The following is a 25,052-nucleotide window of genomic DNA, read 5'->3' as shown; positions in this document are numbered from 1 at the left end:
ATGCCGGACTCTCCCCTCTCCCCCGCGGCCCCCACATCCTCAGCCGCTCCATCCGCCGCCGACCCGTCCTGCGCCCCCACCACCAGCCCCTGTGGCGGCGCGGGCTGCGGCGGCGAGGCCTGCTTTTCCCGTACGGCCCGAACGCCGCGCCCCGGCGAGCCCCGCCCCACGGTCACCCGGGCGCCGGAGCCACCCCGCATCGCCTGGCTGGCCGCCGACTCGATCTGGTGGGGCGGCCGCCTCCGCAAGGGCGCGGCCCTCCGCATCGGCCCGGACGGCCTGGCCAAGCCCGTCCCGGCCGAACTCGCCCCGGCCGACGGGGTCCGCCGCTTTCCCGGGACGCTGCTGCCGGGGCTGGTCGACGCCCACGTCCACTCGGCCCTGGTCGACCTGCCCACCGTCCGCGCCGGTGGTGTCGCCGGAGTCTGGGACCTCGGCGGCGTCCCCGCCGTCCTCCGGCAGCTGGCCGCCCGGGCCGCATCAGTCGACCCGGCGCTGACCGGCAGCTCGCCGGCCGTCACCATGCGGACCGGCACGACATCGACCGCCACCACGCGGACCGGCACCACATCGACCGGCACCACGCCGACCGGCGGCGAGCCGACCGTCACCACGCCGACCGGTGCCGAGCCGCCGAAGCTGCCGCGGATCCGGTATGCCGGGCCGTTCCTGATCGCTCCCGGCGGCTACCCGAGCGACCGCGCCTGGGCCCCCACCGGAAGCTGGCGCGAGATCACCTCCCCCGCCGACGCCGGCGCCGCGGTGGCCGAGCTCTGGTCGGCCGGCGCCACCCTGATCAAGGTGACCGCCCACGCCGGCGGACCGATGCTCCCCCAGCCCACCTTGCGCGCCCTGGTCGACGCCGCGCACGCCTCCGCACTTCAGGTGGTCGTGCACGCCGAAGGCCCGGGCACGGTGGCCTCAGCCTTCGAAGCCGGCGCAGACATGCTCGCTCACACCCCGTGGACCGAGCCGCTCCCGGACAACCTGATCCGCGCCTGCGCCACCCGGATGACCTGGATCAGCACCTTGGACATCCACGGCTACGGCACTCCGGACCCGGCCCAGGAGATCGCCATCGACAACCTGAGGCGTTTCGTCGAGCACGGCGGAACCGTCCGCTACGGCACCGACCTCGGCAACGGCCCGCTGCCGCTCGGCGTGAACCCGCGTGAGCTCCGCGCACTACGCGCAGCCGGGCTGACCCCGGACGAGATCCTCCTCTCCATGACCGAAACCGACAGCCCCGCGATCACCTGGATCCCGAGCGGCCTCGACCTGTCCCCCGACGCGTTCGCCGATGTCCTGGCCACCGCCCGCGTGGTGGACGACTCAACCCACCCCCGTCCGCTCTGACGCCCACACGGTAGACACCCCCGTTCCCTTTGACCGCCCGCCGGCCGGATCCGTTCGACCCGGCCGGCACCTCGCCCGGCTCTGCGAATTGCTCCCGGAAATGCGGAGCCGGCCGAGGCGCCCATCGTATGCCCATTCCAGTGATCAATTTAGTTATCCACAATGGCGGGTTATCCACAGGCCGCCTGCGGGATCTTGCGCTTTTCCGGGATAATGGTCGGTGGAGGTCAGCCCCCTGAGGAGGGCGGGGTCCGTCTTGGGGCGGGCGGGGTCCATCTTGGGGCGGGGCGTGGAGATGACCAGCGCCGACGTGCGCGAACATGGCATCACGACCCCGGCAAACCGCATCGGCGCCCGCCCCGAACCATTCCGGGGCGGACGCCGATTACCGAACCCAGCTCAAGCAGCCTTGGTATGCACCGGCCGATGCCCCCCAAGAATCGGGTCCACCTCATACATCCGGGCTTGCGCGATATCAAAATACATTCCGGTCAGCCGCAGATTCCCGGCCGCTTCGGCCGCCTGCACCACCGGATAGGTCCGCAGGTTGGCCATCTGTTGAACCACATTGTCCACGCAGCACCGTTCTTCATCGTCGGGTTCGGTGAAGTGGACGCCGGACAGGCTGAGCCAGTCTCCGAGGGAGGTTCCGGGTGTTCCCGCTCCGGACATCAGGGCCCGGACGGCCCCGCATCCGGAGTGTCCGCAGATGGTGATCGTGGTGACGCCGAGTACGTCGACCGCGTATTCGACGGCTGCTCCGACGGACGCGTCGCCGACTTCGGGTGGTCCGGATTCGCCGGGTGGGCGCTGGGCGCCGGCCGTGTGGTGGGCCGGGACCAGGTTGCCGACGTTGCGGACGCAGAACAGGTCGCCGGGGCCGCTGCCGGTGATCAGATTCGGTACGAGTCGGGAGTCGGCGCAGGTGATGAAGAGTTGTTCGGGGCGTTGGCCGTCGCGGGCCAGGGCGGCCAGGTGGGGCCGCACCATGGGGGCCACGTTGCGTTCGAATTCGGCGATGCCGGCGGCCATGGCGCCGCGGCGCTGTTCGTTGATGCCCTGCCAGCGGGACCAGGAGCCGAGCAGGCGGGGTGTGCTCTTGCCGCCGCCGAGCCGCCCGGAGGTGGCGCGGTGGAACCACGAGTCGTGGACTTCGTGGATGCGGACGCGGCCGCCCGCCCGTACGTATGCGTCTTCCCAGGTTTTGATCGTCTCGAAGGCGCCGTGGTCGAGGTAGTCGAGGTGCAGTTCGACGTCGACGTGGCCGCCGGGCGGGACGGCGCCGAATTCGCGGGTGAGGCGGGCCGATTCGATGAAGGCGAGCGTGCCGCTGATCGTTATCAGCCACTCGCCGGGGCCGCGTTCGACGGTGTGGATCTCGCAGCGGGTCAGTCGCCACAGGATGAGCACGGACGCGGTGGCCATGCCGAGCGCCACGCCCGTGAGGAGGTCGACAAAGACAACACCAAGGGCGGTGACGACGTACGTGGGTAGTTCTCCGTGCCGAGCGTAGGTGCGGATCTGCGCCAGGTTGATCAGCTTCACCCCGACTACGATCAGTACCGCGGCGAGTACGGCCATCGGGATCATTTCCAGCAGTGACGCGCAGAGCAGCACGAACACCGCGATCCAGACGCCGTGCAGGATCGCCGAGGCGCGGGTTTTGGCGCCGGCCGCCACGTTGGTCGAGCTGCGGACGATGACGCCGGTCACGGGCAGGCCGCCGAGCAGTCCGGAGACGGTGTTGGCGGCGCCCTGGGCGACCAGTTCCTTGTTGAGTCGCGCGCGCGGGCCGTCGTGCATCCGGTCGACGGCGACGGCCGAGAGCAGCGATTCGACGCTGGCGACGAGCGCGATGGTGAGCACCGCGACGGTGATCTTGTGGATCGGGGCGTCCGGCCAGACCGGGGTGATCAGCTCGGCCAGGGGCTCCTCGGGCAGGTTGACCCGGACCACGTCGGCGCCGGTCACCGCGGCCAGGGTGGTGACGCCGACGACGGCGACCAGGGCGGCCGGCAGCACGGAGATCTTCACGACCCGGGGCCAGAGCACGAGTATCGCCACGGTGAGCAGACCGAGCAGGGCGGCCAGGCCGTGGTGGTCGGCGATCTGGGCGGGCAGCTGCCGGAGGTTGTCCCAGGCGTTGCTGTGTGGTGCCCCGCCGAGCAGCACGTGGGTCTGGCTCAGGGCGATGACCAGGCCGATGCCGGCCAGCATGCCGTGGACGACGGCGGGTGAGAGGGCGAGGGCGGCGCGTCCCAGGCGGGACACGCCGAGCAGGATCTGGACGATTCCGGCGACGGCCACGATTGCCGCGGTGCCGGCGAACCCGAAGTCCGCCACGGCTCCCGCCACGATCACGGTCAGACCGGCGGCCGGGCCGCTGACCTGCAAGGGGGCGCCGCCTAGGGCGCCCGCGACGATGCCGCCGACAACTCCGGCGACCAACCCCGCCAGCAGCGGGGCCCCGGATGCCGCGGCGATACCGAGCGACAACGGGATGGCGATCAGGAACACGACGATGGACGCCGGCAAGTCCCGGCGCAACAACTGCGTCAAGTCGGACATTAGGTAAAAATACCTAAAAATCATTAACCAGGGATTAGCAGACGCGCACTTCCAGGTAAACCACAGCGAATTGCCGACACATTCTCAGCCAGTGAGAGAAAGTCGCACACCGTGTGCGCTACCGCGGAAAAGATGCTCCGGAAATAAGAAAAGGGCCTCGCGGCCCTTTTCGCAGCGGAATCCGGGAAAGTCCCCGGGCAGCCCCGCCGGCTTGTTACGGCCCTCCTACGGTCAGGCCTTCCAGACGTCCTGGTTCGCCTCGTACATCTCGCGCAGGATCGCCGGGACGTCGTAGGTCAGCTTCCACTCCGGGTAGTGCTCCTCGAAGCGGGCGGTGCTGCTGATCCACCACTGGTGGTCGCCCATCCGGCTCTCGTCGACGTATTCCGTCCGCGCCTCGAGACCGGTGATCTCCTCGGCGATCTTGAACGCCTCGATGTGGCTGCAGTTGGAGAACCGGCCGCCGCCCATGTTGTAGATCTCGGCGACCCGCGGCGCCCGCTGGAACGCCTCGAACGCGGAGACCAGGTCGTGCGAGTGGATGGCGTCGCGGACCATCTTCCCCTTGTAGCCGTAGATCTTGTAGAGCCGGCCCTCCATGACGCAGCGCATCACGTACGCCAGGAAGCCGTGCAGCTCGGCCGCCGAGTGACCCGGGCCGGTCAGCGTGCCACCCCGGAACACGGCGGTCGGCATGTCGAAATACCGCCCGTACTCCTGGACCATGACGTCGGCGGCGACCTTGCTGGCGCCGAAGACCGAGTGCATGCTGTTGTCGATCGTCATCGTCTCGTCGATGCCACCGAACCACTTGTGGTCCTCGGGCAGTTCCCAGCGCGTCTCCTTCTCGACCAGCGGCAACGAGTTCGGCGTGTCGCCGTACACCTTGTTGGTCGAGGTGAAGATGAAGGGCGCGTCGATCGCGTGCCGGCGGGCCGCTTCGAGCATGTTGAGCGTGCCGACCGCGTTCACGTCGAAGTCGGTGAACGGCTCGCGGGCGGCCCAGTCGTGGCTGGGCTGGGCGGCGGCGTGGACGACCAGGCCGATGTTCTTCCCGTACTCGGCGAAGAGCCGGCCCAGACCCTCACGGTCGCGGATGTCCAGCGAGTAGTGCGTGTACTTCGCGCCGATGTCCTTGGTCAGGCGGTCCAGGTTCCACTTGGTGGAGCCGTCCGCGCCGAAGAAATAGCCGCGCATGTCGTTGTCGACGCCGACCACGTCCATGCCGAGGGCGGCGAAGTGGCGGACCGACTCGGATCCGATCAGACCGGCCGAGCCGGTGATGACGACGACGCTGCCCATCAAGACCTCCGCTGGAGTGGTGCCGACGCCCGAGGTTACCGGTAGCGACGAACCTCACCGTCCACCGGTCCGGGCGACAGCGATCACGATGCTTGGCGAGTGCGGGAAATGGGCACGTCACACATCTGCCACATGAGGTGTAAACGCTAGACCGGACTCTAGACAAAGGCGGTCACCATGACGGAGTCCCTTCCGGCGCTGGAATCCCCCCTGCCCGACGATCTCGGTTCGCTCACGCTCGGTGCGGAGGAAGAACTCCATGTGGTCGATCTGGCCACCCGGGAGCTGGTGCCCCGCGCGCCCGAGATCCTCAGCCGGCTCGACCCCGAACACTTCTCGGCCGAGCTGCACCGATCCGTGGTGGAGACGAACACCCCGGTCAGCAGCACCCTGGACGGCCTGCGCGAGGGCATCGAGGCCCGCCGCCGTACGGCCGTCGGGGTCGCCGAATCGCTCGGGCTGGGCCTGGTCGCGGCCGGTACGGTGCCGCTGGTCGACCTGGACGCGCTGCCGGTCACCCCGACCACGCGGTACCGGCGGATGCTGCACGAGTACCAGATGCTCGTCCGCGAGCAGCTGATCTGCGGCGCCCAGGTGCACGTCGGGGTGCCCGACCGGGACGAGGCGGTCTCGGTGGTCCAGCGGGTCGCGCCGTCGCTGCCGGTGCTGCTGGCGCTCTCGGCCAGCTCGCCGTTCTGGATGGGCGAGGACTCCGGGTACGCCAGTGCCCGCTCCCTGGTCTGGACGCGCTGGCCGACGGCCGGCGACAGCGGCCGGCTGAACTCCGCCGAGGAGTTCGACATGCTGGTCAACGACCTGATCGCGTCCGGCACGATCAGCGATCCGAAGATGGTCTACTTCGACGTGCGCCCGTCCGCGCACGTGCCCACCGTCGAGCTGCGCGTCACCGACGCCTGCCCGGACGTGGACACCGTGGTGCTGCTGGCCGGCCTGTTCCGGGCGCTGGTCCGGCGGGCCCAGCAGGAGCATCGGGCCGGGGTGCCGCTGCCGGTCGCCCGGCCTCCGCTGCACCGGGCCGCGATGTGGCGGGCCGCGCGTTCCGGCCTGGAGGGCGACCTGCTCGACCTGCCCCGCTCGCCGGTGCCGGTCCCGGCCGCGCTCGCCGTCGAGCACCTGATCGGCGAGTTGCGGCCGCATCTGGAGGCGCTCGGCGACTGGGAGCAGGTCGTCGACCTGTCGGCGCGGGCGCTGAGCGCGGGCAGTTCGGCGTCGCGGCAACGGCGGGCACTGGCCCGGCGCGGCCGGATCGCCGACGTGGTGGACCTGCTGGTGTCCGAGACACGGGGCGGCACCGCGGTGCACACCCCGGTGGCGCCGACCCGGCTCAGCCCGTACGGGGTGGAGGGTGACGAGGCGTTCCCGGTGGAGACGGTCGCGCCCGACTACACGGCCCTCGTGCCGGTGCTGACCGCGCTCGGCTCGACCGGCCTGCGGCACCGCGAGGACGCCCGGGACGAGGAGCAGCGGGCCAACGGTGTCACGTTCAGCGTGGCCGGCGAGGCGGCCACCCGGCTGTTCCCGTTCGACCTGGTCCCCCGGGTCGTCCCGGCCGACGACTGGACCGCGCTGCAGGGTGGCCTGATCCAGCGGGCCCGGGCGCTCAACGCGTTCCTGACCGACGTCTACGACGGGCGGCAGATCGTCGCCGACGGCGTCATCCCGGAGTGGGTCATCGACGGTTCGCCCGAGCTGCGGGCCAGTGGCGCGCTCGTGTCCGATACCGCGATCCGGGCCCAGGTGGCCGGGGTCGACCTGGTCCGGGACTCCGACGGCAAGTGGTGCGTGCTGGAGGACAACCTGCGGGTGCCGTCCGGGATCGCGTACGCGATGCAGAATCGACGCCTGACCGAGAGCATCCTGCCCGAGCTGCCCCGCCCGGAGAACCTGATCCCGGTCGAGGACACCCCGCGTCTCCTCAAGGAGGCACTGCTGGCCGCCGCCACCTGTGACGATCCGGCGCTGGTGGTGCTCAGTCAGGGCCCGGACGACTCGGCCTGGTTCGAGCATCGGATGCTGGCCGAGGCGATGGGCGTGCCGGTGGTGCGCAGCACGGAACTGTTCGTCGAGGACGGCCGGGTGCAGCGGCTGCGCGACGGCAAGCGCTACCCGGTGGACGTGATCTACCTGCGGATGGGCGAGGACAGCCTGGTCCACTCCCCCGGCGCGGACGGGATGCCGCTGGGCCCGAGTCTGGTCGCCGCCCTGCACGCGCGGACGATCACGCTGGCCAACGCGCTGGGCAACGGGATCGGCGACGACAAGGCCGTCTACGCCTACGTGCCCAAGATGATCGAGTTCTATCTGGGCGAGAAACCGCTGCTGGCCGACGTGCCGACCTACCTGTGCGGGCTGGCCGAGCAGCGGGCCGAGGTGCTGGCCCGGCTCGACGAGCTGGTCTGCAAGCCGGTCGACGGCTACGGCGGGGACCGGATCGTGATCGGCCCGCACGCCTCGGCCGAGGAGTTGGACGCGCTGCGCCGGCAGATCCACACCGCCCCGCACCGCTGGGTCGCGCAGGAACTGGTCCGGCTCTCCACCCACCCGGTCTTCGACGGCCACCAGCTGGCGCCCCGGCACGTGGACCTGCGGGCCTTCGTCATCTCCGGCGCCGGGCAGCCGGTCGTCGCGCCGGCCGCGCTGACCCGGGTGGCCCCGGCCGGCTCCATGATCGTCAACTCGTCGCGCGGCGGCGGGTCCAAGGACACCTGGCTTCTGGGAGGCGAATGATGTGTGGCATAGCCGGAGATATCCGGTACGGGGAGCGGGCCGCGGACGTCGAAGCGGTCCGCCGGATGTTGCCCACCATGGAGTCCCGCGGGCCGGACGGTTCCGGCATCTGGGAGCACGGGCGGATCGTTCTCGGTCACCGGCGCCTGAAGATCATCGACCTGAGCGAGAACGGCGCGCAGCCGATGATCGACGACGAGCTCGGGCTGACCGTGGTCTTCAACGGGTGCATCTACAACTATCGGGAGCTGCGCGAGGAGCTTCAGGGGCTGGGCTACCGGTTCTTCTCGACCTCGGACACCGAGGTGATCCTCAAGGCGTACCACCGGTGGGGTGCCGACTGCGTCACCCACTTCCTCGGGATGTTCGCCTTCGCGATCGCCGAGCACGAGAGCGGGACGGTCATGCTGGCCCGGGATCGGCTCGGGATCAAGCCGCTGTACCTGGCCGAGACGCCCGGCGGGGTGCGCTTCGCGTCGACGCTGCCGGCGCTGCTCGCGGCCGGCGGGGTGGACACGACGATCGACAAGATCGCCCTGCAGCACTACATGACGTTCCACTCGGTGGTGCCGGCGCCGCGGACCATCCTCTCCGGGATCCGGAAACTTCCCCCGGCGACGGTACGGGTGGTCAAGGCCGACGGCTCGGTCACCGACCGCTGCTACTGGGAAGCCGATTTCCGCCGTACGCCATCGATCGCCCAGGGTGATTGGGCCGCAGCCGTGCGGGAGAAACTGGATCTCGCCGTCCGCCGGCGGATGGTCGCCGACGTGCCGGTGGGCGTGCTGCTCTCCGGTGGCCTGGACTCCAGCCTGATCGTGGCGCTGCTGGCCGGGCAGGGCCAGCACGGGCTGACCACGTTCAGCATCGGATTCGAGGCGGCCGGCGGGGAGAGCGGTGACGAGTTCGCCTATTCGGATCTGATCGCCAAGCAGTTCGGCACCGAGCACCACCAGATCAGGATCGGACAGGACCGCTTCCTGCCGGCGGTCGACCGGACCGTGGCGGCGATGAGCGAGCCGATGGTCAGCCACGACTGCATCGCCTTCCACCTGCTCAGCGAGGACGTGGCCAAGCAGGTCACGGTCGTGCAGTCCGGGCAGGGCGCGGACGAGATCTTCGCCGGTTACAGCTGGTATCCGCCGCTGGCCGGGGTGCCTCGGGAACAGGCCGTCGACGCGTACGCGAAAGAATTCTTCGATCGGCCGCACGGCGACCTGGCCCGGCAGCTCAACCCGGCCTGGTTCCTCGACCGGGACCACGGGCGCGAGTTCGTGGCGGACAGTTTCGGACGCCCCGGCGCCGAGACCTCGGTCGATGCCGCCCTGCGGATCGACTCGCAGGTGATGCTCGTCGACGATCCGGTCAAACGGGTCGACAACATGACTATGGCGTGGGGACTGGAAGCGCGCGTACCCTTCCTCGATCACGAGCTGGTCGAGCTGGCCGCGGCCTGCCCACCGGAGTTGAAGCTGGCCTCGGACGGCAAGGGGGTGCTCAAGGACGCGGCCCGTGGCCTGGTCCCGGACGAGGTGATCGACCGGACCAAGGGCTACTTCCCGGTTCCCGGGATCCGGCATCTGGAGGGCGAGATGCTGTCGAGGGTGCGCGACGCCCTGCACGCGCCGGCCGCCCGTCATCGCGGGCTGTTCCGGCCGGAGTACGTCGACGCGCTGCTCGCCGATCCGAACACACCGCGGACCACCCTCGGCGCGAACCAGCTGTGGCAGCTGGCGCTGCTGGAGATGTGGTTGCAGGACAAAAAGCTTTAGGAGGTACGTCTTGGAGGGTCAGCTCCACCGCGTCGACGTGACCGTGCTGCCGGTCTTTCTGCACCCGGCCGCCGAGATCGCCGGGAACTGGTCGGCGGCGCTGTCGCCGGACGGCCGGCACGCCGCCTACGTCTCCGATCGCAGCGGGACCCCAGCGGTATGGGTGCAACCGGTCGGCAGCGAGCTGGCCTTCCAGGTCGCCTTCCCGGAACCGGTCACGGCGGTGGCCTGGTCGTCCGGGGGCGGCTGGCTGGCCTGCCAGATCACCCCGGGCGGGGCGCCCCGGCACGAGGTGTGGCTGGTCCGGCCGGACGGCTCGGACCCGCATCAGGTGGCCGGGTTCGGCGCCGACACCGCGGAGAACATGCGGTGGCTTCCCGGGCGCCCGGTGCTCGCACTGACCGAGAACCTGACCGCCGCCGTCCTGATCGACGTCGTCGCCGGGACCAGGACCGTCGTCGCCTCCGGGGACCTCATCTCGCTCTGCGACGTCGACCCGGCCGGCCGGTTCGCGTTGCTGCGCCACGGTCCGCGCGGTGCTCGCCAGATCTTTCTCAAAGACCTGGTTTCCGGTACGGAGGAGCAGGTCACCCGCGGTGAGCACGCAATCTTCAGCCCGGGTGGCGGCTGTGTCTACGCCCGCGACGAGACCGGCGAGTTCCCGGCCCTGATCCGGATCACCGGCGACACGTCCGAGGTGATGGCCGGGGAGTCGGCCGAGGTCGAGTCGTTCGCCGTGACCGCCGACGGGCGCACCGCGGCCGTGCTCTGGAACGTCCGCGGCGGCGAGTCCGTCCTGGAACTGTTCGACCTCGACCACAACTCGCCGGTCGAGAGCCGGACCGTGCCGCTGCCCGGAACCGTGGCCGCCGGGCTCACCTGGAGCTTCGACGGCTCCACGCTGGCCTTCACGGCCGAGGGCCCCGGGCAGCCGCAGGGCGTCTGGGCCTGCGACCGGGACGGGTCGGCCGTGCGCGCGATCTCGGCCGAGCCCGCCGCCGGCGGCACCGTACGCCCGACGCTGGAGAAGTTCAGCGCGCACGACGGGCTCCCGCTGACCGGGTGGCTGTTCACGCCGGCCGGCGACGGGCCGCACCCGGCGGTGATCTGGCTGCACGGCGGCCCCGAGGCGCAGGAACGCCCCGGGCACGGTCCGCTCTTCCAGTCGCTGGTGGAGCGGGGCATCGCCGTGTTCGCCCCCAACGTCCGCGGCTCGTCCGGCTTCGGGCACACGTTCGTGAACGCCGACAACGGGCCGCTGCGCCACGACGCCATCGAGGACGTCCGGTCGTGCGTCGGCTACCTGCGGGACTCCGGGATCGCCGGGCCGGTCGGGGTGATGGGCCGCTCCTACGGCGGCTACCTCACCCTGGCCGCGCTCTGCGCCTTCCCGGAACTGTTCGACGTCGGCGTCGACATCTGCGGGATGTCGGACTTCGCGACCTTCTACGAGCACACCGAGCCGTGGATCGCGGCGGCGGCGATCAGCAAGTACGGCGACCCGGTGGCCGACGCCGAGCTGCTGCGGGAGCTGTCACCGATCCACCGGATCGACCGGCTGCGGGCGCCGCTGCTGATCGTGCACGGGGAGAACGACAGCAACGTGCCGGTGATCGAGGCCGCGCAGGTGGCGGCCGCGCTGGCCGCGCGGGGCGCCCCACACCGGTACCTGCTGTTCCCCGGCGAGGGGCACGATCTGCTGCACCGGTCGTCGCGGGCCGAGTTCCTGCGCGAGACGGTCTCCTGGCTGGTGACCCACCTGCGCTAGAGTTGCGGCTTTTGCGGCTTTTGCGGCGCCTCACTCGCCGCCCGGGGCCAGGCGCTGCTCCAGGCGCTCGATCCGGGCCAGCAGCGGCTGCAGAGCGGTGGCCAACAGCTGGGCCGGGTCGGCGTTGCCCGCGTTCCGCAGGTCGGAGTAGCCCGAGGCGGCGGCCGTGTTGGCCTGCAGGTGGCGGTAGCCGGCCAGGGCCGAGGCGACCGCGCGGCGGGTGAGGCGGGGCTCGGCGCCGGCCGCGCGCAGGACCTGACCGGCCACCCCGTCCGGCTCGGCGGCCAGCCCGAGCAGCAGGTGCTCGCAGCCAACGTAGTTGTGCCCGAGGCCGACCGCCTCGCCCACGGCCAGCTCCAGCGCGCCGGCCGCCGGGACGCTGAAGTGCACGCCGGCGCCCGGGCCGGCCGGCTCCTCGCCGGTCGCATGCTCCAGGTCACGGGCGAGCCGGGCCGGCTCGATCTCCAGGGCCTGGAGCACGTGCATGGCCAGATTCGTCCCCTCCTCGATCATCGCGCCGAGCAGGTCGCCGCTGCCGACCGAGGCCCGGGAACCGCGGGCGGCGCGCTCGACGGCCAGGCCGAGCACCGTACGGCTGCGGCCGGTCATCAGCGGGAACCGCTCCTCCAGGTCGGCGCCGGAGAGCTCGGCCAGCGAGGTCTCCCGGATCGCGGTGACCCGGCGGACCGCCTGCTCCAGCGCCCGCTGGCAGATCGCCGAGACCGGCAGCCCGGTCTCGCGGACCGCCTCGGCCAGCTCGTCCGGCAGATACACATTGATCTTCGGCATCGCGCACACCTCCGTCAGGCTTGGGGTTACAACGCTATACCCCCATTGGGGTTACTTGCAACGGGCTCAGTGGGCAAACGCACGTTGCAACGCGCGGAGCTGCGGAGAAGGCTTGGAGACACAAACGAGTGGAAGGCGCCACATGTCCCTGCGACCCGGAGCCCGGGCCTGGGCGGTGTGGGCCGCCGGCCTCGCCGCGTACGTCATCGCCGTTCTCAACCGCACCTCGCTCGGCGTCGCCGGGCTCGACGCGCAGCACCGTTTCGACGTCGGCGCGAGCGCGCTGGCCAGCTTCGCCGTGCTGCAACTGCTCGTCTACGCCGGCCTGCAGATCCCGGTCGGGCTGCTGCTCGACCGATTCGGATCACTGCGGCTGGTCGTCTCGGGCGCGCTCGTGATGGCCGCCGGGCAGACCCTGATGGCGTTCACCGACGGGATCACCGGCGCGGTCGTCGCCCGCGTCCTGGTCGGCGCCGGCGACGCGATGACCTTCATCAGCGTCCTGCGGCTGGTCCCGCGCTGGTTCCCGGCCCGCCGCGTGCCGGTGCTGACCCAGCTCACCGGCATCGTCGGGCAGCTCGGGCAGGTGCTCTCGGCCGTGCCGCTGGCCGCCCTGCTGGCCGGGCCCGGCTGGTCCACCGCGTTCCTCGCGGCCGGCGGCGCCGGGGTCTTCGTCGCCCTGGCCGCGCTGGCCGCCCTGCACGACACCCCGGAACGCCGGATGACCAGCGGCGACCCGATCAACCTGCGCAAACTCGGCACGGACGTGGCGATCGCCTGGAAGCACCCGGGCAACCGGCTGGGCCTCTGGACCCACTTCACCACCCAGTTCACCGGCACCGTCTTCGCCCTGATGTGGGGCGTCCCGTTCCTGATCGCCGGCGAGGGCGTCAGCCGGGGCACGGCGAGCACCCTGCTCACCCTCTTCGTGCTGGTCGGCATGGTGACCGGCCCGGTGCTGGGCGCGCTCGTGCAGCGCTATCCGCTACGCCGGTCGCTGCTCGTGCTCGGCATCGTCGGGATCAACCTGGGCGCGTGGGCCCTGGTCATCCTCTGGCCCGGGCGGGCGCCGCTGCCCGTCCTCATCCTGCTGGTCGTGGCGCTCGGCTCCGGTGGTCCCGGTTCCATGATCGGTTTCGACTACGCGCGTACGTTCAATCCACCGCACCGCCTCGGCACCGCGACCGGCGTCGTCAACGTCGGCGGGTTCGTCGCCTCCCTGCTGACCATCGAGCTCGTCGGGCTGATCCTGGACGCCCGCACCGGCGGCAGTGCCGACTATCACATCGCCGATTTCCGGGTCGCCATGTCGGTCCAGTTCCTGATCGCCGCGATCGGCCTGACCGGCATCCTTCGCAGCCGGAAACTGGCCCGTCGCCGCCTGGAGGAGGAAGAAGGCATCGTCATCCGCCCGCTGCGGGTGGTCATCGCCGAGCGCCGGGGTTTGGCGATCGGCCGTGGGGTTAAGGCTCAGAGCTGGCGCGACTGAGAGGGGGCCCATGACTGACGACGCGCAACCCCGCCACATCGGCGGTATCGACATTCCCAAAACCATCGCGGGCACGCTGGCCGCGGTCTCGGCCGCCGTGGTCGGCTCGTTCCTCGGCGTCGCCGGCACGATCGTCGGCGCGGCAGTGGCCAGCCTGATCAGCTCGGTCGGCACCGAGCTGTACCACCGCTATCTGGACCGGGGCACGAAGAAGCTGCAGGCCGCGTTCGTGACCGCGCCGGCCGCGGTCGGCACACCCGAGGTGGCCGCCGCACCGGCCTCCCCGGCCACCCCGGACACCGAGGTCACCGACTCGGGATCCTCCTCCGGGGCCGGGCTCAAGACGATCCGCTGGAAGCGGGTCGCGACGGTGGCCGGCGCGCTGTTCGTGCTCGCGATGGGCACCCTCACCGCGGCCGAGCTGCTGGCCGGCCGGTCCGCGGCCGATGCGACGAGCGGGCGGGACGGCGGGGCGCCGACCGTGTTCAACTGGACCGGCAACCACTCCGACAACCGGACCCCGGCGCCGGCCCCGTCGGCCACGACGGACACGCCGGCCAAGGCCGACCCGACCGCGACCACCACCTCGACCCCGGGCGAGTCCGGGACGGCGGCGACGACCGAGCCGACCCAGCAGCCGACCACCGAGGCACCGGCCGACCCGCAGCCGACCGGCGGCACCGACACCGGCGACACCGGCGGCGGGACCGAAACCGATCAGGGCACCGACACCGGCACCGGCACCGGCACGGACACCACCGACCAGTCGCAGAAGTAGGAGGAGATCGAGAATGGACGCGAAGGGCGTACTCGAAGAGGCATTCGGGCGGGTGCCCGACCTGATCGACACCGCCATCGGCGGCCTGAGCCCGGAGCAGCTCCACTGGGCGCCGAAGCCGGGCGCCAACTCGATCGGCTGGCTCATCTGGCACCTCACCCGGGTGCACGATCATCACGTCGCCGAACTCATGGGCAGCGAACAGATCTACGTCGGCGGCGACTGGGCCGGCCGGTTCGGCCTCAAGCCCGATCCGTCCGAGACCGGCTACGCGCACACGGCAGCCGACGTCGCCGCGGTCGTGCCGGAGAGCGCGGCGGCGCTGACCGAGTACTACCGGGCCGTACACGAAAGGACCGTGAATTTTGTTCGTGGCCTGACCGAAGCGGAACTGGACCGGATCGTCGACCGCCGCTGGGATCCGCCGGTGACCATGGGCGTCCGGCTGGTCAGCGTCTACGACGACTGCGCCCAGCACGCGGGCCAGGCCGCCTACGTCCGCGGCCTGCTCCCCTAGGCCTGCTTCCCAAGGCCTGCTCCCCAGGCGGCGACCTCGACCATGACCTGGCCACCGAGCTGGAGGGCGGGCGTTGATCCTGCGGGAGATCGTGGCGTGCATCGAGTGACAGGTGTCAGCGGTCCGGTGGGGCCGCACGGGCTACGGTCGGGGTCATGCCCGAGTATCAGGCGAGTCAGACCGCGGTCCTCGTGTGCCAGGGGCGGGCGGTGGCCGACGGACAGGTCACGGCCGGGCGGTATGCCGATCCGACCGCGCGTGTCCTGCTCCGGGACGATGAACTGGAACTGGTCGACCAGGTGCTGGCGGGCAAGGAGCCAACCGATTGGAACGACCGGTTCGGGTACGAGATGGTGCTGCGCTGCGGCCAGATGATGGTCCCGCGGACGGTGGCGATCGACGACGCGGTGCGAGAAAGCCGTACCCCGCAGGTGGTGATCCTCGGCGCGGGTCTGGACGGACGCGCCTGGCGCATGCCCGAGCTGGCCGACGCGGACGTCTACGAGGTCGACCAGCCCGCCTCCCAGCAGGACAAACGCGACCGGGCGGCGGCTCTGGAGGGCAAACCGCCGACGTTCGTGCCGGTGGACTTCGCGCGGGACCGGCTCGGGGACGCGCTGGCCGCGGCCGGGCATCGGGGGGCCGAACCGACCACCTGGGTGTGGGAGGGCGTGGTTCCCTACCTGACCCGGGAGCAGGTCACCGCGACCGTGCAGGCGATCGCCTCGCTGTCCGCGGCGGGCAGCCGGCTGATCGTCAACTACCAAGCGGTGTCGATCTCGGCGCGGGCCGGGCGGTTCGTCGTGCACACGCTGGCGCGCATGTCCGGGCGGACCAGCCCGTGGACAGCCGAGCCGTGGCTCTCGACCTGGACGCCGGAGTCGATGGGCGGGCTGCTGCGGCGGCATGGTTTCACCGTGATCCGTGACAACCACCTGCTCGACCTGGCCGCCGGGATGCTGGACGCGACCTCGGACACGATCTCGTTCCGCTCCGGCCACGTCGCCGTCGCCGACATCTGATCCACCCACGCCGCCGTCGCCGACATCTGACCCGGCCACCTCGCCGTCGCCAGCATCTGACCCGCCCACGCCGCCGTCGCCGACATCTGACGAGCCGCCCGCTCAGCCCGCCACCGGCCGCCGCGCGCGCCCGGGTTCCGGCTGGTGCTCAGGGCTGTCTCGGGCCGGTTGAAGCAGCCGTGAGGACCAGCCGGTCAGCGTTCCAGGACCGCTTTCATCTCCACGATGCCGCGTTCGACGCGGGCCTGGACCGCGCCCGCGAGAGCGTGCGGCAGGACATCGGTGGTCCAGATTATTTGAGTACGCCCGTCGACCTCGACCACCTGGAACGCCGCGTGGTGATAGGTCAGCGGCATGGCCTGCCCCTCGATCACCGAGTAGGCCAGCCGGCGCAGCTCATGGTCGATCGCGATGATCAGCTCACGGATCCGGGCGCCGCCCGGCATCGTCAGGATCCGGATGTCGCCGTCGATCTCGGCCGACGCCACCCGCCCGGGCAGCAGCCGCTCGTGCACCGCGCCCACATCGGCGATCGCCTCCCAGGCCTGAGCAGCGGGAACATCCACGAACGTCGCGACCGACACGGTGGCCAAGAGGTCGACTCCAAGGTGAGGGCGGGCAATCCGACCGAGCACCAGCCGTCGACCCGGCGTCGCTGATGGCGGCGATGGGCGGAGAGCCGCGGCGCTATATTTCGTTTTCAGCGAAGGAAGAGAAGGAAGCGCCGCGAGGAGCCGCCCATCGCACGACCCCGATCCTAGGGGGCGGCGACGAGCGACTCCAAACGACTTACGCCGACGCGGGCTCGCTCATCGGCAGCCGCACCAGGAACCTCGTATCACCGGGCGTGGACTGCAGCGAGATGTCGCCGCCGTGGCCGTTGACCACGATGCGGTACGAGATGTCGAGCCCGAGCCCGGTCCCCTCACCCACCGGCTTGGTGGTGAAGAACGGCTCGAACACCCGCTTCTTGATCTCGTCGGGCACGCCGGGACCGGTGTCCCCGACCGAGACGACGACGCGTTCGTCCTCCTCGTACGTCCGGATCGTCAGCGTTCCCGCCCCGGACATCGCCTGGACGGCGTTGTCGATCAGGTTCGTCCACACCTGGTTCAGCTCGGCCGGGTGGACCGGGATCTGCGGCAGCGACCGGTCATACTCCTTGACCACCCGGATCCCGTCGCCGATCTTGTGGCCGAGCATCACCAGGGTGCTGTCCAGCCCGGTATGCACGTCGATCCACTGGTGGGCCGAACGGTCCACGTGCGAGTACTGCTTGGCCGCGTTGACCAGCGACGACACCCGGCCGGTGGCGTCCTCGATGTCGCTCATCAACTGCTCGGTCTCCAGGGCGTAGCCGATCCAGTGGATCGCCTGGTCGAGCAGTTCCGGCGACTCCAGCCGGGACTCGATCTCGGTGAGGCAGTCGGTGTCGATGCCGCCCTGGGCGAAGATCGGAGCGACGTCCCACCCGCCGGTGACGCCGTGCTGCTCCATCCAGTCGCCGAGCTCGTCCTCCAGGTCGGCGATCTCCATCGCGGTGCGCACCGGTGCCTTGGCCGCCCGCTCGATGACCTCCTCCTGGAGGTTGAGCAGGGCGATCAGGCGGTCCGGGGGGACCTTGCCCTTGGCCAGCTTGCCGAGTTTCATCCGCATCCCGGCGACCCGCTCGCGCAGCGCGCCGGTGGCCCGGGACGCCGCCGCGGCCGGATTGTTCAGCTCGTGCATCAGGCCGGCCGAGAGCGCCCCGAGCGCCTGGAGACGCTGCCGCTCACCGATCGCCGCCTGGGAGCTGCGCATGCCCAGGGCCAGGCCCTCCAGCAGGTGGGTGGCCATCGGGAACCACTCGCGCATGATCCGGCTGAAGTCCCGCTCGGAGAGCACGAAGAACTCGGAGTCGGAGAGCGCCCGCATCGAGCCCATGTAGTTGCGGGGCACGCCGTCGTCGCGCAGGTACGCGTTCGTGGCGCCCATGTACACGCCGCGCTGCTCGGTGCGGCTGGTCTGCACGTCGTCCTGCCCGACCCGCCGGCTCAGCGCGATCGTGCCGGTCAGCAGCACGAAGAACTGCGTGGCCGGGTCGCCCTCGCGCAGCACCAGGCCGCCGCCGGGAACCCGCATGGTGCAGCCGTGGTCGGCGATCCAGGCGAGCTGCTCGTCGGTGAGCTTCTCGAACAGGAACAGGGTCTTCAGGTCGGCGGGGGTGAGCCGGCCGGGCTCGCAGGGTTCGAGCCGGATCTCTTCGGTCTCCGTGGTCATGGTTACTGCGCCTCCAGGTAACGATGGACCAGCGCGACGGCCATCGCGCCCTCACCGACCGCCGAGGCCACCCGCTTGATCGAGTTGGCTCGGACGTCGCCGGCGGCGAAGATGCCGGGAACACTGCTCTCCAGATAGAACGGATCGCGGTCCCGATCCCATCCCCGCGGGCGCTCACCGTTTGCGAGGAGATCCGATCCCGTACGGATGAAGCCCTTACCGTCCCTTGCGACGGCGTCACCGAGCCAATCGGTCCGTGGTTCCGCCCCGATGAACACGAAAAGGTAGCCGCACTCGACCGTGGCCTTCGTGCCGTCCTTGCTGTCGCAGATCGTGATCGCCTGCAGGTGCCCGTCGCCCTGCGCGCCGATCACCTCGCACCGGGTGCGGACCTCGATGTTCTCCACCTGGGCGAGCTGCTGGATCAGGTAGAACGACATCGAGGACTCCAGCGAGTCGCCGCGCACCAGCAGCGTGACCTTCCGCGCATACCTCGAGAAGAAGAGCGCGGCCTGGCCGGCCGAGTTGGCCCCGCCGACGATGTAGACGTCGCTGCCCGAGCAGGCCGGGCCCTCGGTCGCGGCCGAGCCGTAGAAGACGCCCGAGCCGGTCAGGTCGGCGACACCCTCGGCGACCAGGGGTCGATACGAGACGCCGGTGGCCAGCAGGATCGCGTGCGCGGAGATCTCACCGCCGTCGGCGAACGTCAGGGTCCGCGCCGAACCGTCCGCCCGCAGGCCGACGACCTCGCGGGTGTTCAGCGTCTCGGCGGCGAACTTGTCGGCCTGCCGGCGTGCGCGGTCGGTGAGCTGAGCGCCGGAGATCCCGTCCGGGAAGCCCAGATAGTTCTCGATCCGGGAGCTCTGACCGGCCTGGCCGCCGACCGCCTGCCGCTCGATGAGCAGCGTCTTCAGCCCCTCCGAGCCGCCGTAGACCGCGGCGCCCAGCCCGGCCGGACCGCCACCCACGATGATCAGGTCGTAGAAGTCGCGGCCCGGGTTGGTCGACAGGCCGGCCGCCTCGGCGACCTCCTGCACGCTCGGGCGGGGCAGGGCGCGCCCGTCCGCGGTCACCACCAGCGGGATCGACTCCGGCCCGGCGTCGGCGGCCTCCATCAGGCGGCGGCCCTCGGGCTCGTCGGCGCCGAAATACTTGTACGGCACCAGGTTGCGGGCCAGGAAGTCACGGATCTGGAAGGACGGCTCGCTCCACCGGTGCCCGACCAGGCGGATGTCCGGCAGCTCCTGGTCGCCGGTGGCCTGCCACGCGTCGAGCAGCGCGTCCAGCACCGGGTAGAGCTTCTCCTCCGGCGGATCCCAGGGCTTGAGCAGGTAGTGGTCGACGTCGACCACGTTGATGGCCTGGATCGCGGCGTCGGTGTCCGCATACGCCGTCAGGAGTGCGCGGCGCGCGTGCGGGAACAGGTCCATCGCCTGCTCCAGGAACTCGATGCCGTTCATCTGCGGCATCCGGTAGTCGGCCAGCATCACGGCGACGCGGGCGCCACGCAGTTTCAGCTCCTTGAGCACGTCCAGCGCCTCGGAGGCGCCGCCGGCCCGGATGACCCGGTAGTGGTCGCCGTAGCGCCGGCGCAGGTCACGCGCGATCGCGCGGGAGACCGACGGGTCGTCGTCGACGGTGAGGATAGCGGCTTGGCCCATGTCGTTACCTCAGCTCCACATCGTTCAGCTCGGGGTGGCGTTCCAGATAACCGGCCACGAACGGGCAGGTGGCGGTGACCGGGAGGGACCGGGAGCGGGCATCGGCGAGCGCGGCCGCGGCCAGCCGGCCGGCCAGCCCGCGCCCGGAGAACGCCTGGTCGACCTCGGTGTGCAGCAGCTCGACGCGGTCGAGCTGCCGGCGGTAGTGCAGCATCCCGGCGACCTCGCCGCCGACCAGCACCTCATATCTCTGCTGCTCGAAGCTGTCGACCACGGACGCGTCGGAGGCGTCGAAGTCGCCCGCCTGGGCGCTGCCCTCGACCCGCAGCTTGCGCCGGGCCCGCTCGTAGAACGAGGTGCGGCCGAAACGGATCACCTGGGCAGCGGCCGGGATCGGCTGGATCTCGACGGCGTCACCGGCCTCCGCATAGCCCTCGATGATGCCGTCGACCTCGATCGCCAGGCGGCCGCTGGTCGGCAGCACGTCCAGGCTGAGGTGCTCGGACGTGTCCAGGACGAGCGAGCGGTTGAACGACGAGTGCGCGGCGGCGGCGCTGACGATCAGGGCCTCCACGTTCGGCGAGACGATCGGGCCGCCGGCCGAGAAGCTGTACGCCGTCGAGCCGGTCGGGGTAGAGACCAGGACGGCGTCGGCCGCGTAGTTGACGAACCGCTTGCCCTCGACCCGGATCCCGACCGCGGCCAGCCCGTGCCCGGGGACCCGGACCAGGGCGATGTCGTTGAACGCGGTCACCGTGCGCCCGTCCGGCAGGACCGTGCGCACGGCGGTGCGCGACTCGATCCGGTACGAGTGGTCGTCGATGGCCGACAGCGCGTCCTGCAGATCGGGCAGGTCGACCTCGGCCAGGAAGCCGAGACGACCCACGTTCACCCCCAGGACCGGGGTCTTGCGGCCCTCGACCAGTCGCATGCTGCGCAGCATGGTGCCGTCGCCGCCGAGGCTGACCAGCAGGCCGGCCCGCTCGACCATCTCCTCGGACGAGACCGCGACGGCGCTGCAGTCGATCCGGGTGATCTCGTCGGGCAGGCCGAGCACGGTCACCCCGCGCGCGGCGGCCCAGGACACGATGGTGTCGACCGCCGAACCGCAGTCGCGGCGCGGGTGCAGCACCAGGCCGACAACTTTGATCATGCCCATCCGCGTCCCCCTTCGTTCGGTGCCAGCCTTCCATGTCGTACGCAAGATCGGCGACCTTCGCCAGCGTGGCGGGAAGCACTTGAAAATCTGTGGGCGGGCGCAACCCCGTACACATGATGTTGAATGCCCGTCATGACTCAGTGGCGTGCGGTGGTCACAGATCTGGACGGCACGGTGGTCGGACCGGGCGACGAGGTGAGCCCGGCCACGCTGAACGCGGCCGCTCAGCTGCGCTATCGCGGGGTGCCGCTGCTCGCCGCGACGGCCCGGACCCGCAACGGGGTGGAGCGCCTGACCGGGCTCGTCGGGCACCTGGCGGTGGCGGTCGGGCACAACGGCGCGCTCGGCTGGTCGCCGTCCGAGAACCGGACGCTCTGGCAGCGCACCCTGGAGGTCGGCACGCTGCGCGACCTGGCGGCGTACGTCCGCACCCGGCCGGGGATGGGACTGGCCGTCTTCGGGGTCGCCTCCTGGGACCTCACGCCGGAGTACCTGACGCTGCGCGGCCGGCCGCCGGCCGAGCCCTGGCGATCGGTCACCATCGAAAAAATCGCCGACCAGCCCGCGTACGGCGTGGCCATCCGTCACGCGACGCTGACCTCGGACGAGATGATCGCCGAACTGTCCGCGGCCGGTTTCGCCGAGCGCGCCACGCTGACCTACTCGGCGCCGCACCTGATCGAGGCCGGGCCGCTCGGGGTCGACAAGGCGGCCGGGGTGTCCCGGGCCCTGGACTGGCTCGGCGTCTCACCGGCGGAGACCGTCGCGTTCGGGGACATGCCCAACGATCTGAGCATGTTCGCGCTGGTCGGGCACGCGGTCGCGATCGGCTCGGCCCATCCGGCGGTGCTGGCCGCGGCCGGCGCGCACGTGCCGTTCGGCGACTTCGCCCGCTACCTGACCGAGCTCGGCCTGATCAGCGCCTAGAGCCGGGTCGACAGGGCCAGGAAACGGTCGTCGCCGTCCTCGTACGCGGTCAGCACCCACCCGGCGCCGGCCAGCAGCGGGGCCAGACGGGCCTCGGCCAGCGCCTCGTCCGGTCGCAGCGTCCGCCCGTGCCGGGTCGCCAGCGCCGCCCGGCCCACCGGGTGGAACATCGCCAGCGTGCCGCCGGGGCGGGTCACCCGGGCCAGCTCGGTCAGCCCGGCGGCCGGGTCCGGCAGGTGGTTGACCAGGCCGGCCGCGAAGATCACGTCGATCGCCGCGTCCGCGATCGGCAGCCGGCGCGCGTCGCCGACCAGCAGCGTGGCCGCGCTGTCGCGCCCGGCCCGGGACGCCTCGGCCAGCATGTCCGGGGTGAAGTCGAGACCGATCACCCGGCCGTCCGGCCCGACCGCCCCGGCCAGCGCCGGCAGCGCCCGGCCGGTGCCGCAGCCGACGTCGAGAACCACGTCGCCGGGGCGTACGCCGGCCTCATGGACCGCCTTCGCGTACGCCGGAAGATCGTCTCCGAATTTGACGTCCCAATTCGCGGCCCGGGCGGTGAAGAACGCCCGGCTCTCCGACAGGTACCACCGATCCGGGTCGGCCAGCGACGGATGCAGGTGCCGGATCACCGGCCAGTCCGGGTCGCGGTGATCGATCACCACCTGGGCCCGGCGCTCGCCGTCGCCGCCGCCGAACCGGTTCCGCGGGCCGCCGCGCAGGTAGACCAGCACCTGATCGGTGGCCGGTTCGAGCACGTTGAGCGCCGAGTCGACCCCGCCGCCGCCCGGCCCGGTCAGCCCGAGCACGGCGTCGATGCTCCACGCCCGGGAACTGGCCGGGAAAGCCGCGGCGAGTCTGGCCGCGAAGCCGGCCGCCGCGCCCGGATCACCGCCGTCGACGATCACGGTGAGCGGCGCCCGCGGCGCCAGCACCTCGGCCAGCAGGGCGGTGACTTCGCTAATCCGTTCCGGCACGCCCACCAGGATGCAGCTCACATGTGACGTGCGCAACGTTTCACTCATTCAACTACGCCGGTGTGAGCTGCGGGAATCCGCGGCTACCGTTCCCGGCATGGAGTCACTGGAGCTGGCCGATTTCCGGGCCGTGGTCGCCCGCAACTACCTCGACGCGGCCGATCTGTCGGATTTCCGCACCCGCCGCGACGAGCTCTTCGCCACCCACCCGCAGTCACCGATCCCGGCTTCCGAGCGTGCCGGATTCGCCGGCCTGCGGTACTACCCGGAGAACCCGGACGCGATCATCGACGTGCCGGTGCGCCCGGCCGAGGGCGAGCTGACGATCGACACCGGCGGGCCGGACGGGGTCGTCCGCTATCACCGATCCGGAATCCTGGAGACGCCCTACGGTGAGCTCACGCTCTGGTGGATCGCCGCCTACGGTGGCGGCCTCTTCCTGCCGGTCCGCGACGGGACATGCGGCACCGAGACGTACGGCGGTGGGCGGTACCTGACCGACACGGTCAAAGGCACCCATGGGCGGGGCGTGGAATGGCTGGGCTCGGATCGGGTCCGGCTCGACTTCAACTATCTCTACAACCCCAGTTGCGCGTACGACCCGGAGTGGGCCTGTCCGCTCGCCCCGCCGGAGAATCGCATCACTCACGCGCTGGAAGCGGGCGAGAAGACCTACCACTAGCGGGCAGGCCCGGCTGAACTCGCCGGCCGACGCCGCTCCCGGCCTCAGCCGGCACTCACGGCCGCCACACGACCACCAGCACCAGCCGACAAGCCTCAGCTGGCGCTGACGGTCGCTCCGACCACCTGGAACCAACCGTCAGCACCAGCCGACAAGCCTCAGCTGGGGCTGGCGGTCGCTCCGACCGCCGGGAACAACCCTCAGCACCAGCTGGGAGGGCTCGGCTGGGGCTGGCGGTTGGCTCCGACCCTCTGGGACGACCGTCAGCGCCAGCTGGGAGGGCTCGGCTGGGGCTGGCGGTTGGCTCCGACCCTCTGGGACGACCGTCAGCGCCAGCTGGGAGGGCTTGGCTGGTGCTGGTGGTCTGGGGGCTGGTCGTGGTGGGTGGACCAGGAGCGGGCGGTGGTGAGGTTGGTGGCGCCGCCGGTGCGGACGGTGGTGAGGACGGCCCGGGACATCGGGGCGCCCCAGTGGGAACGGGGACCGCCGTAGGCCGCGGGATCGCCGGTGGCCGGGCAGAGCACGCAGATCGCGTCGGTGGCCGTGCCCGTGGCGGACAGGCCCAGTTCGGACAGGGCCTGGACTTTCGCCTCGGTGGCGGTGGCGACGGTGTTGATCAGGGCTCCGGCGGAGAGACGCTGGGGGATCCAGATGACGATGTTGATGGTGCCGGGGCGGTGGGCGAAACCGGTCACGCCGGGTTCGGCGGCGCGGATCGGGGCGCCCAGGCCGACCGTGGCGTAGACGTGTACGCCGTCCTCCGAGGCGGACACCACGTCGTGTACGTCGACGCCGGTGAGCAGGCCGATCCCCGGGCCGGTGAGGTCGAGGGCGGTGGCCAGCTCGGTCAGGTGGGTCTCCGGGTCGGGGCGGGCGTACGACATCGGGACGCTGGCGTTTATCAGCCACTCGCGGGGGCCTACGCCGCCGCCGAGGACTGCGCTGGAGGCCGCGAGGACCGGTTCCGGGAAGCGCCAGAGCAGGAGCGGCACCTCGGCGCCGTCCTCGGTGCGGTGGGTCAGGGACGGCTCGGCGAACACCCGGAAAGCCTATCGGGGGGACCTCGGAAACCCGGCGGGCCTGGCTGTCGAGGCGGAGCAGATTGCGTGGTTCACCCGGTTTGCGGAGCGGGCGACTCGGGCGGGCGGCTGCGGAGCGTTCGGCGCCGGGGGACGGGTGATTTCGGCGGCGGCTGCGACCGGCCATCGCGGGAGGAAATCGCGGGAGGAAAAGGCGGCTGCGGGATGGGCGGAAAGCCGGTGGGGGCAGGGTGGGCGGAAA

Annotated in this window: 19 protein-coding genes; 10 read left to right on the top strand and 9 right to left on the bottom strand. The window is 71.2% G+C overall.

Annotation, left to right across the window (positions count from 1 at the left end; all coding sequences use genetic code 11):
- Positions 1-1,356 carry an amidohydrolase family protein gene (locus tag ACSHV8_RS49270; RefSeq protein ID WP_436527392.1) on the top strand — a complete coding sequence of 452 codons (1,356 nt, stop codon included), beginning with the start codon at positions 1-3 and terminating at the stop codon, positions 1,354-1,356.
- Positions 1,357-1,755: 399 nt separating this feature from the next.
- Here ACSHV8_RS49270 and ACSHV8_RS49265 read toward each other — a convergent pair whose 3' ends face one another.
- A complete protein-coding gene (locus ACSHV8_RS49265; protein ID WP_436527391.1) occupies positions 1,756-3,924 on the bottom strand; it encodes a SulP family inorganic anion transporter in 2,169 nt (722 codons plus the stop codon).
- Positions 3,925-4,155: 231 nt separating this feature from the next.
- Positions 4,156-5,226: an NAD-dependent epimerase/dehydratase family protein gene (locus ACSHV8_RS49260; RefSeq protein WP_436527390.1), complete on the bottom strand. Its 1,071-nt coding sequence runs from the start codon at positions 5,224-5,226 to the stop codon at positions 4,156-4,158.
- Between the two features lie 177 nt (positions 5,227-5,403).
- Between ACSHV8_RS49260 and ACSHV8_RS49255 the strand changes: the two genes are divergently transcribed.
- From ACSHV8_RS49255 to ACSHV8_RS49245, 3 genes are read left to right on the top strand one after another with little or no spacing between them, the layout of a single operon-like run.
- Positions 5,404-7,974, top strand: a complete 2,571-nt coding sequence (locus ACSHV8_RS49255; RefSeq protein ID WP_436527389.1) for a glutamate--cysteine ligase — start codon at positions 5,404-5,406, stop codon at positions 7,972-7,974.
- Positions 7,974-9,746 (top strand): N-acetylglutaminylglutamine amidotransferase, encoded by a 1,773-nt coding sequence (locus ACSHV8_RS49250; protein ID WP_436527388.1) that lies wholly within the window; start codon positions 7,974-7,976, stop codon positions 9,744-9,746. The genes ACSHV8_RS49255 and ACSHV8_RS49250 overlap by 1 nt, the downstream gene beginning before the upstream one ends.
- A gap of 10 nt (positions 9,747-9,756) precedes the next feature.
- Positions 9,757-11,514: a prolyl oligopeptidase family serine peptidase gene (locus tag ACSHV8_RS49245; protein ID WP_436527387.1), complete on the top strand. Its 1,758-nt coding sequence runs from the start codon at positions 9,757-9,759 to the stop codon at positions 11,512-11,514.
- A 30-nt stretch (positions 11,515-11,544) separates the two neighbouring features.
- Here the strand turns inward: ACSHV8_RS49245 and ACSHV8_RS49240 are convergent, their stop codons facing one another.
- On the bottom strand, positions 11,545-12,303 hold the full coding sequence (locus tag ACSHV8_RS49240; RefSeq protein WP_436527386.1) for a Clp protease N-terminal domain-containing protein: 759 nt from the start codon (positions 12,301-12,303) through the stop codon (positions 11,545-11,547).
- A gap of 142 nt (positions 12,304-12,445) precedes the next feature.
- Between ACSHV8_RS49240 and ACSHV8_RS49235 the strand changes: the two genes are divergently transcribed.
- The 4 genes from ACSHV8_RS49235 (at position 12,446) to ACSHV8_RS49220 (ending at position 16,109) form a co-directional block, all read left to right on the top strand.
- On the top strand, positions 12,446-13,792 hold the full coding sequence (locus ACSHV8_RS49235; RefSeq protein WP_436527385.1) for an MFS transporter: 1,347 nt from the start codon (positions 12,446-12,448) through the stop codon (positions 13,790-13,792).
- Positions 13,793-13,802: 10 nt separating this feature from the next.
- On the top strand, positions 13,803-14,570 hold the full coding sequence (locus ACSHV8_RS49230; protein ID WP_436527384.1) for a hypothetical protein: 768 nt from the start codon (positions 13,803-13,805) through the stop codon (positions 14,568-14,570).
- Positions 14,571-14,583: 13 nt separating this feature from the next.
- Positions 14,584-15,087 (top strand): mycothiol transferase, encoded by a 504-nt coding sequence (locus ACSHV8_RS49225; RefSeq protein ID WP_436527383.1) that lies wholly within the window; start codon positions 14,584-14,586, stop codon positions 15,085-15,087.
- A 155-nt stretch (positions 15,088-15,242) separates the two neighbouring features.
- Positions 15,243-16,109 (top strand): class I SAM-dependent methyltransferase, encoded by an 867-nt coding sequence (locus ACSHV8_RS49220; RefSeq protein WP_436527382.1) that lies wholly within the window; start codon positions 15,243-15,245, stop codon positions 16,107-16,109.
- Between the two features lie 194 nt (positions 16,110-16,303).
- Here the strand turns inward: ACSHV8_RS49220 and ACSHV8_RS49215 are convergent, their stop codons facing one another.
- The 4 genes from ACSHV8_RS49215 to ACSHV8_RS49200 all read right to left on the bottom strand — a co-directional run bounded on the left by ACSHV8_RS49215 (position 16,304) and on the right by ACSHV8_RS49200 (position 21,182).
- The gene (locus ACSHV8_RS49215; protein WP_436537330.1) at positions 16,304-16,693 is read right to left on the bottom strand and encodes an SRPBCC family protein; all 390 of its coding nucleotides are present in this window, start codon (positions 16,691-16,693) and stop codon (positions 16,304-16,306) included.
- A 205-nt stretch (positions 16,694-16,898) separates the two neighbouring features.
- Positions 16,899-18,368 carry an ATP-binding protein gene (locus tag ACSHV8_RS49210; protein WP_436527381.1) on the bottom strand — a complete coding sequence of 490 codons (1,470 nt, stop codon included), beginning with the start codon at positions 18,366-18,368 and terminating at the stop codon, positions 16,899-16,901.
- Positions 18,369-18,370: 2 nt separating this feature from the next.
- The gene (locus ACSHV8_RS49205) at positions 18,371-20,029 is read right to left on the bottom strand and encodes an FAD-dependent oxidoreductase (RefSeq protein WP_436527380.1); all 1,659 of its coding nucleotides are present in this window, start codon (positions 20,027-20,029) and stop codon (positions 18,371-18,373) included.
- A gap of 4 nt (positions 20,030-20,033) precedes the next feature.
- Complete coding sequence (locus ACSHV8_RS49200) at positions 20,034-21,182, bottom strand: NAD(+)/NADH kinase (RefSeq protein ID WP_436527379.1); 1,149 nt, start codon at positions 21,180-21,182, stop codon at positions 20,034-20,036.
- Between the two features lie 138 nt (positions 21,183-21,320).
- On the opposite strand from ACSHV8_RS49200, the gene ACSHV8_RS49195 reads away from it, so the two are divergent.
- Positions 21,321-22,115: an HAD family hydrolase gene (locus tag ACSHV8_RS49195; protein ID WP_436527378.1), complete on the top strand. Its 795-nt coding sequence runs from the start codon at positions 21,321-21,323 to the stop codon at positions 22,113-22,115.
- Here the strand turns inward: ACSHV8_RS49195 and ACSHV8_RS49190 are convergent.
- The gene (locus ACSHV8_RS49190) at positions 22,112-23,089 is read right to left on the bottom strand and encodes a class I SAM-dependent methyltransferase (protein ID WP_436527377.1); all 978 of its coding nucleotides are present in this window, start codon (positions 23,087-23,089) and stop codon (positions 22,112-22,114) included. The two genes, ACSHV8_RS49195 and ACSHV8_RS49190, sit on opposite strands and share 4 nt — an antisense overlap.
- A 97-nt stretch (positions 23,090-23,186) precedes the next feature.
- On the opposite strand from ACSHV8_RS49190, the gene ACSHV8_RS49185 reads away from it, so the two are divergent.
- Positions 23,187-23,771: a DUF1684 domain-containing protein gene (locus ACSHV8_RS49185; protein WP_436527376.1), complete on the top strand. Its 585-nt coding sequence runs from the start codon at positions 23,187-23,189 to the stop codon at positions 23,769-23,771.
- Between the two features lie 326 nt (positions 23,772-24,097).
- Here the strand turns inward: ACSHV8_RS49185 and ACSHV8_RS49180 are convergent, their stop codons facing one another.
- On the bottom strand, positions 24,098-24,811 hold the full coding sequence (locus tag ACSHV8_RS49180; RefSeq protein WP_436527375.1) for an adenosylcobinamide amidohydrolase: 714 nt from the start codon (positions 24,809-24,811) through the stop codon (positions 24,098-24,100).
- Positions 24,812-25,052: the final 241 nt, after the last annotated feature.

Source organism: Actinoplanes sp. HUAS TT8 (assembly GCF_051380535.1).
Classification (GTDB): domain Bacteria; phylum Actinomycetota; class Actinomycetes; order Mycobacteriales; family Micromonosporaceae; genus Actinoplanes.
The sequence above is the reverse complement of the archived record's forward strand: the minus strand, read 5'-3'. Positions and strand labels throughout refer to the sequence as shown.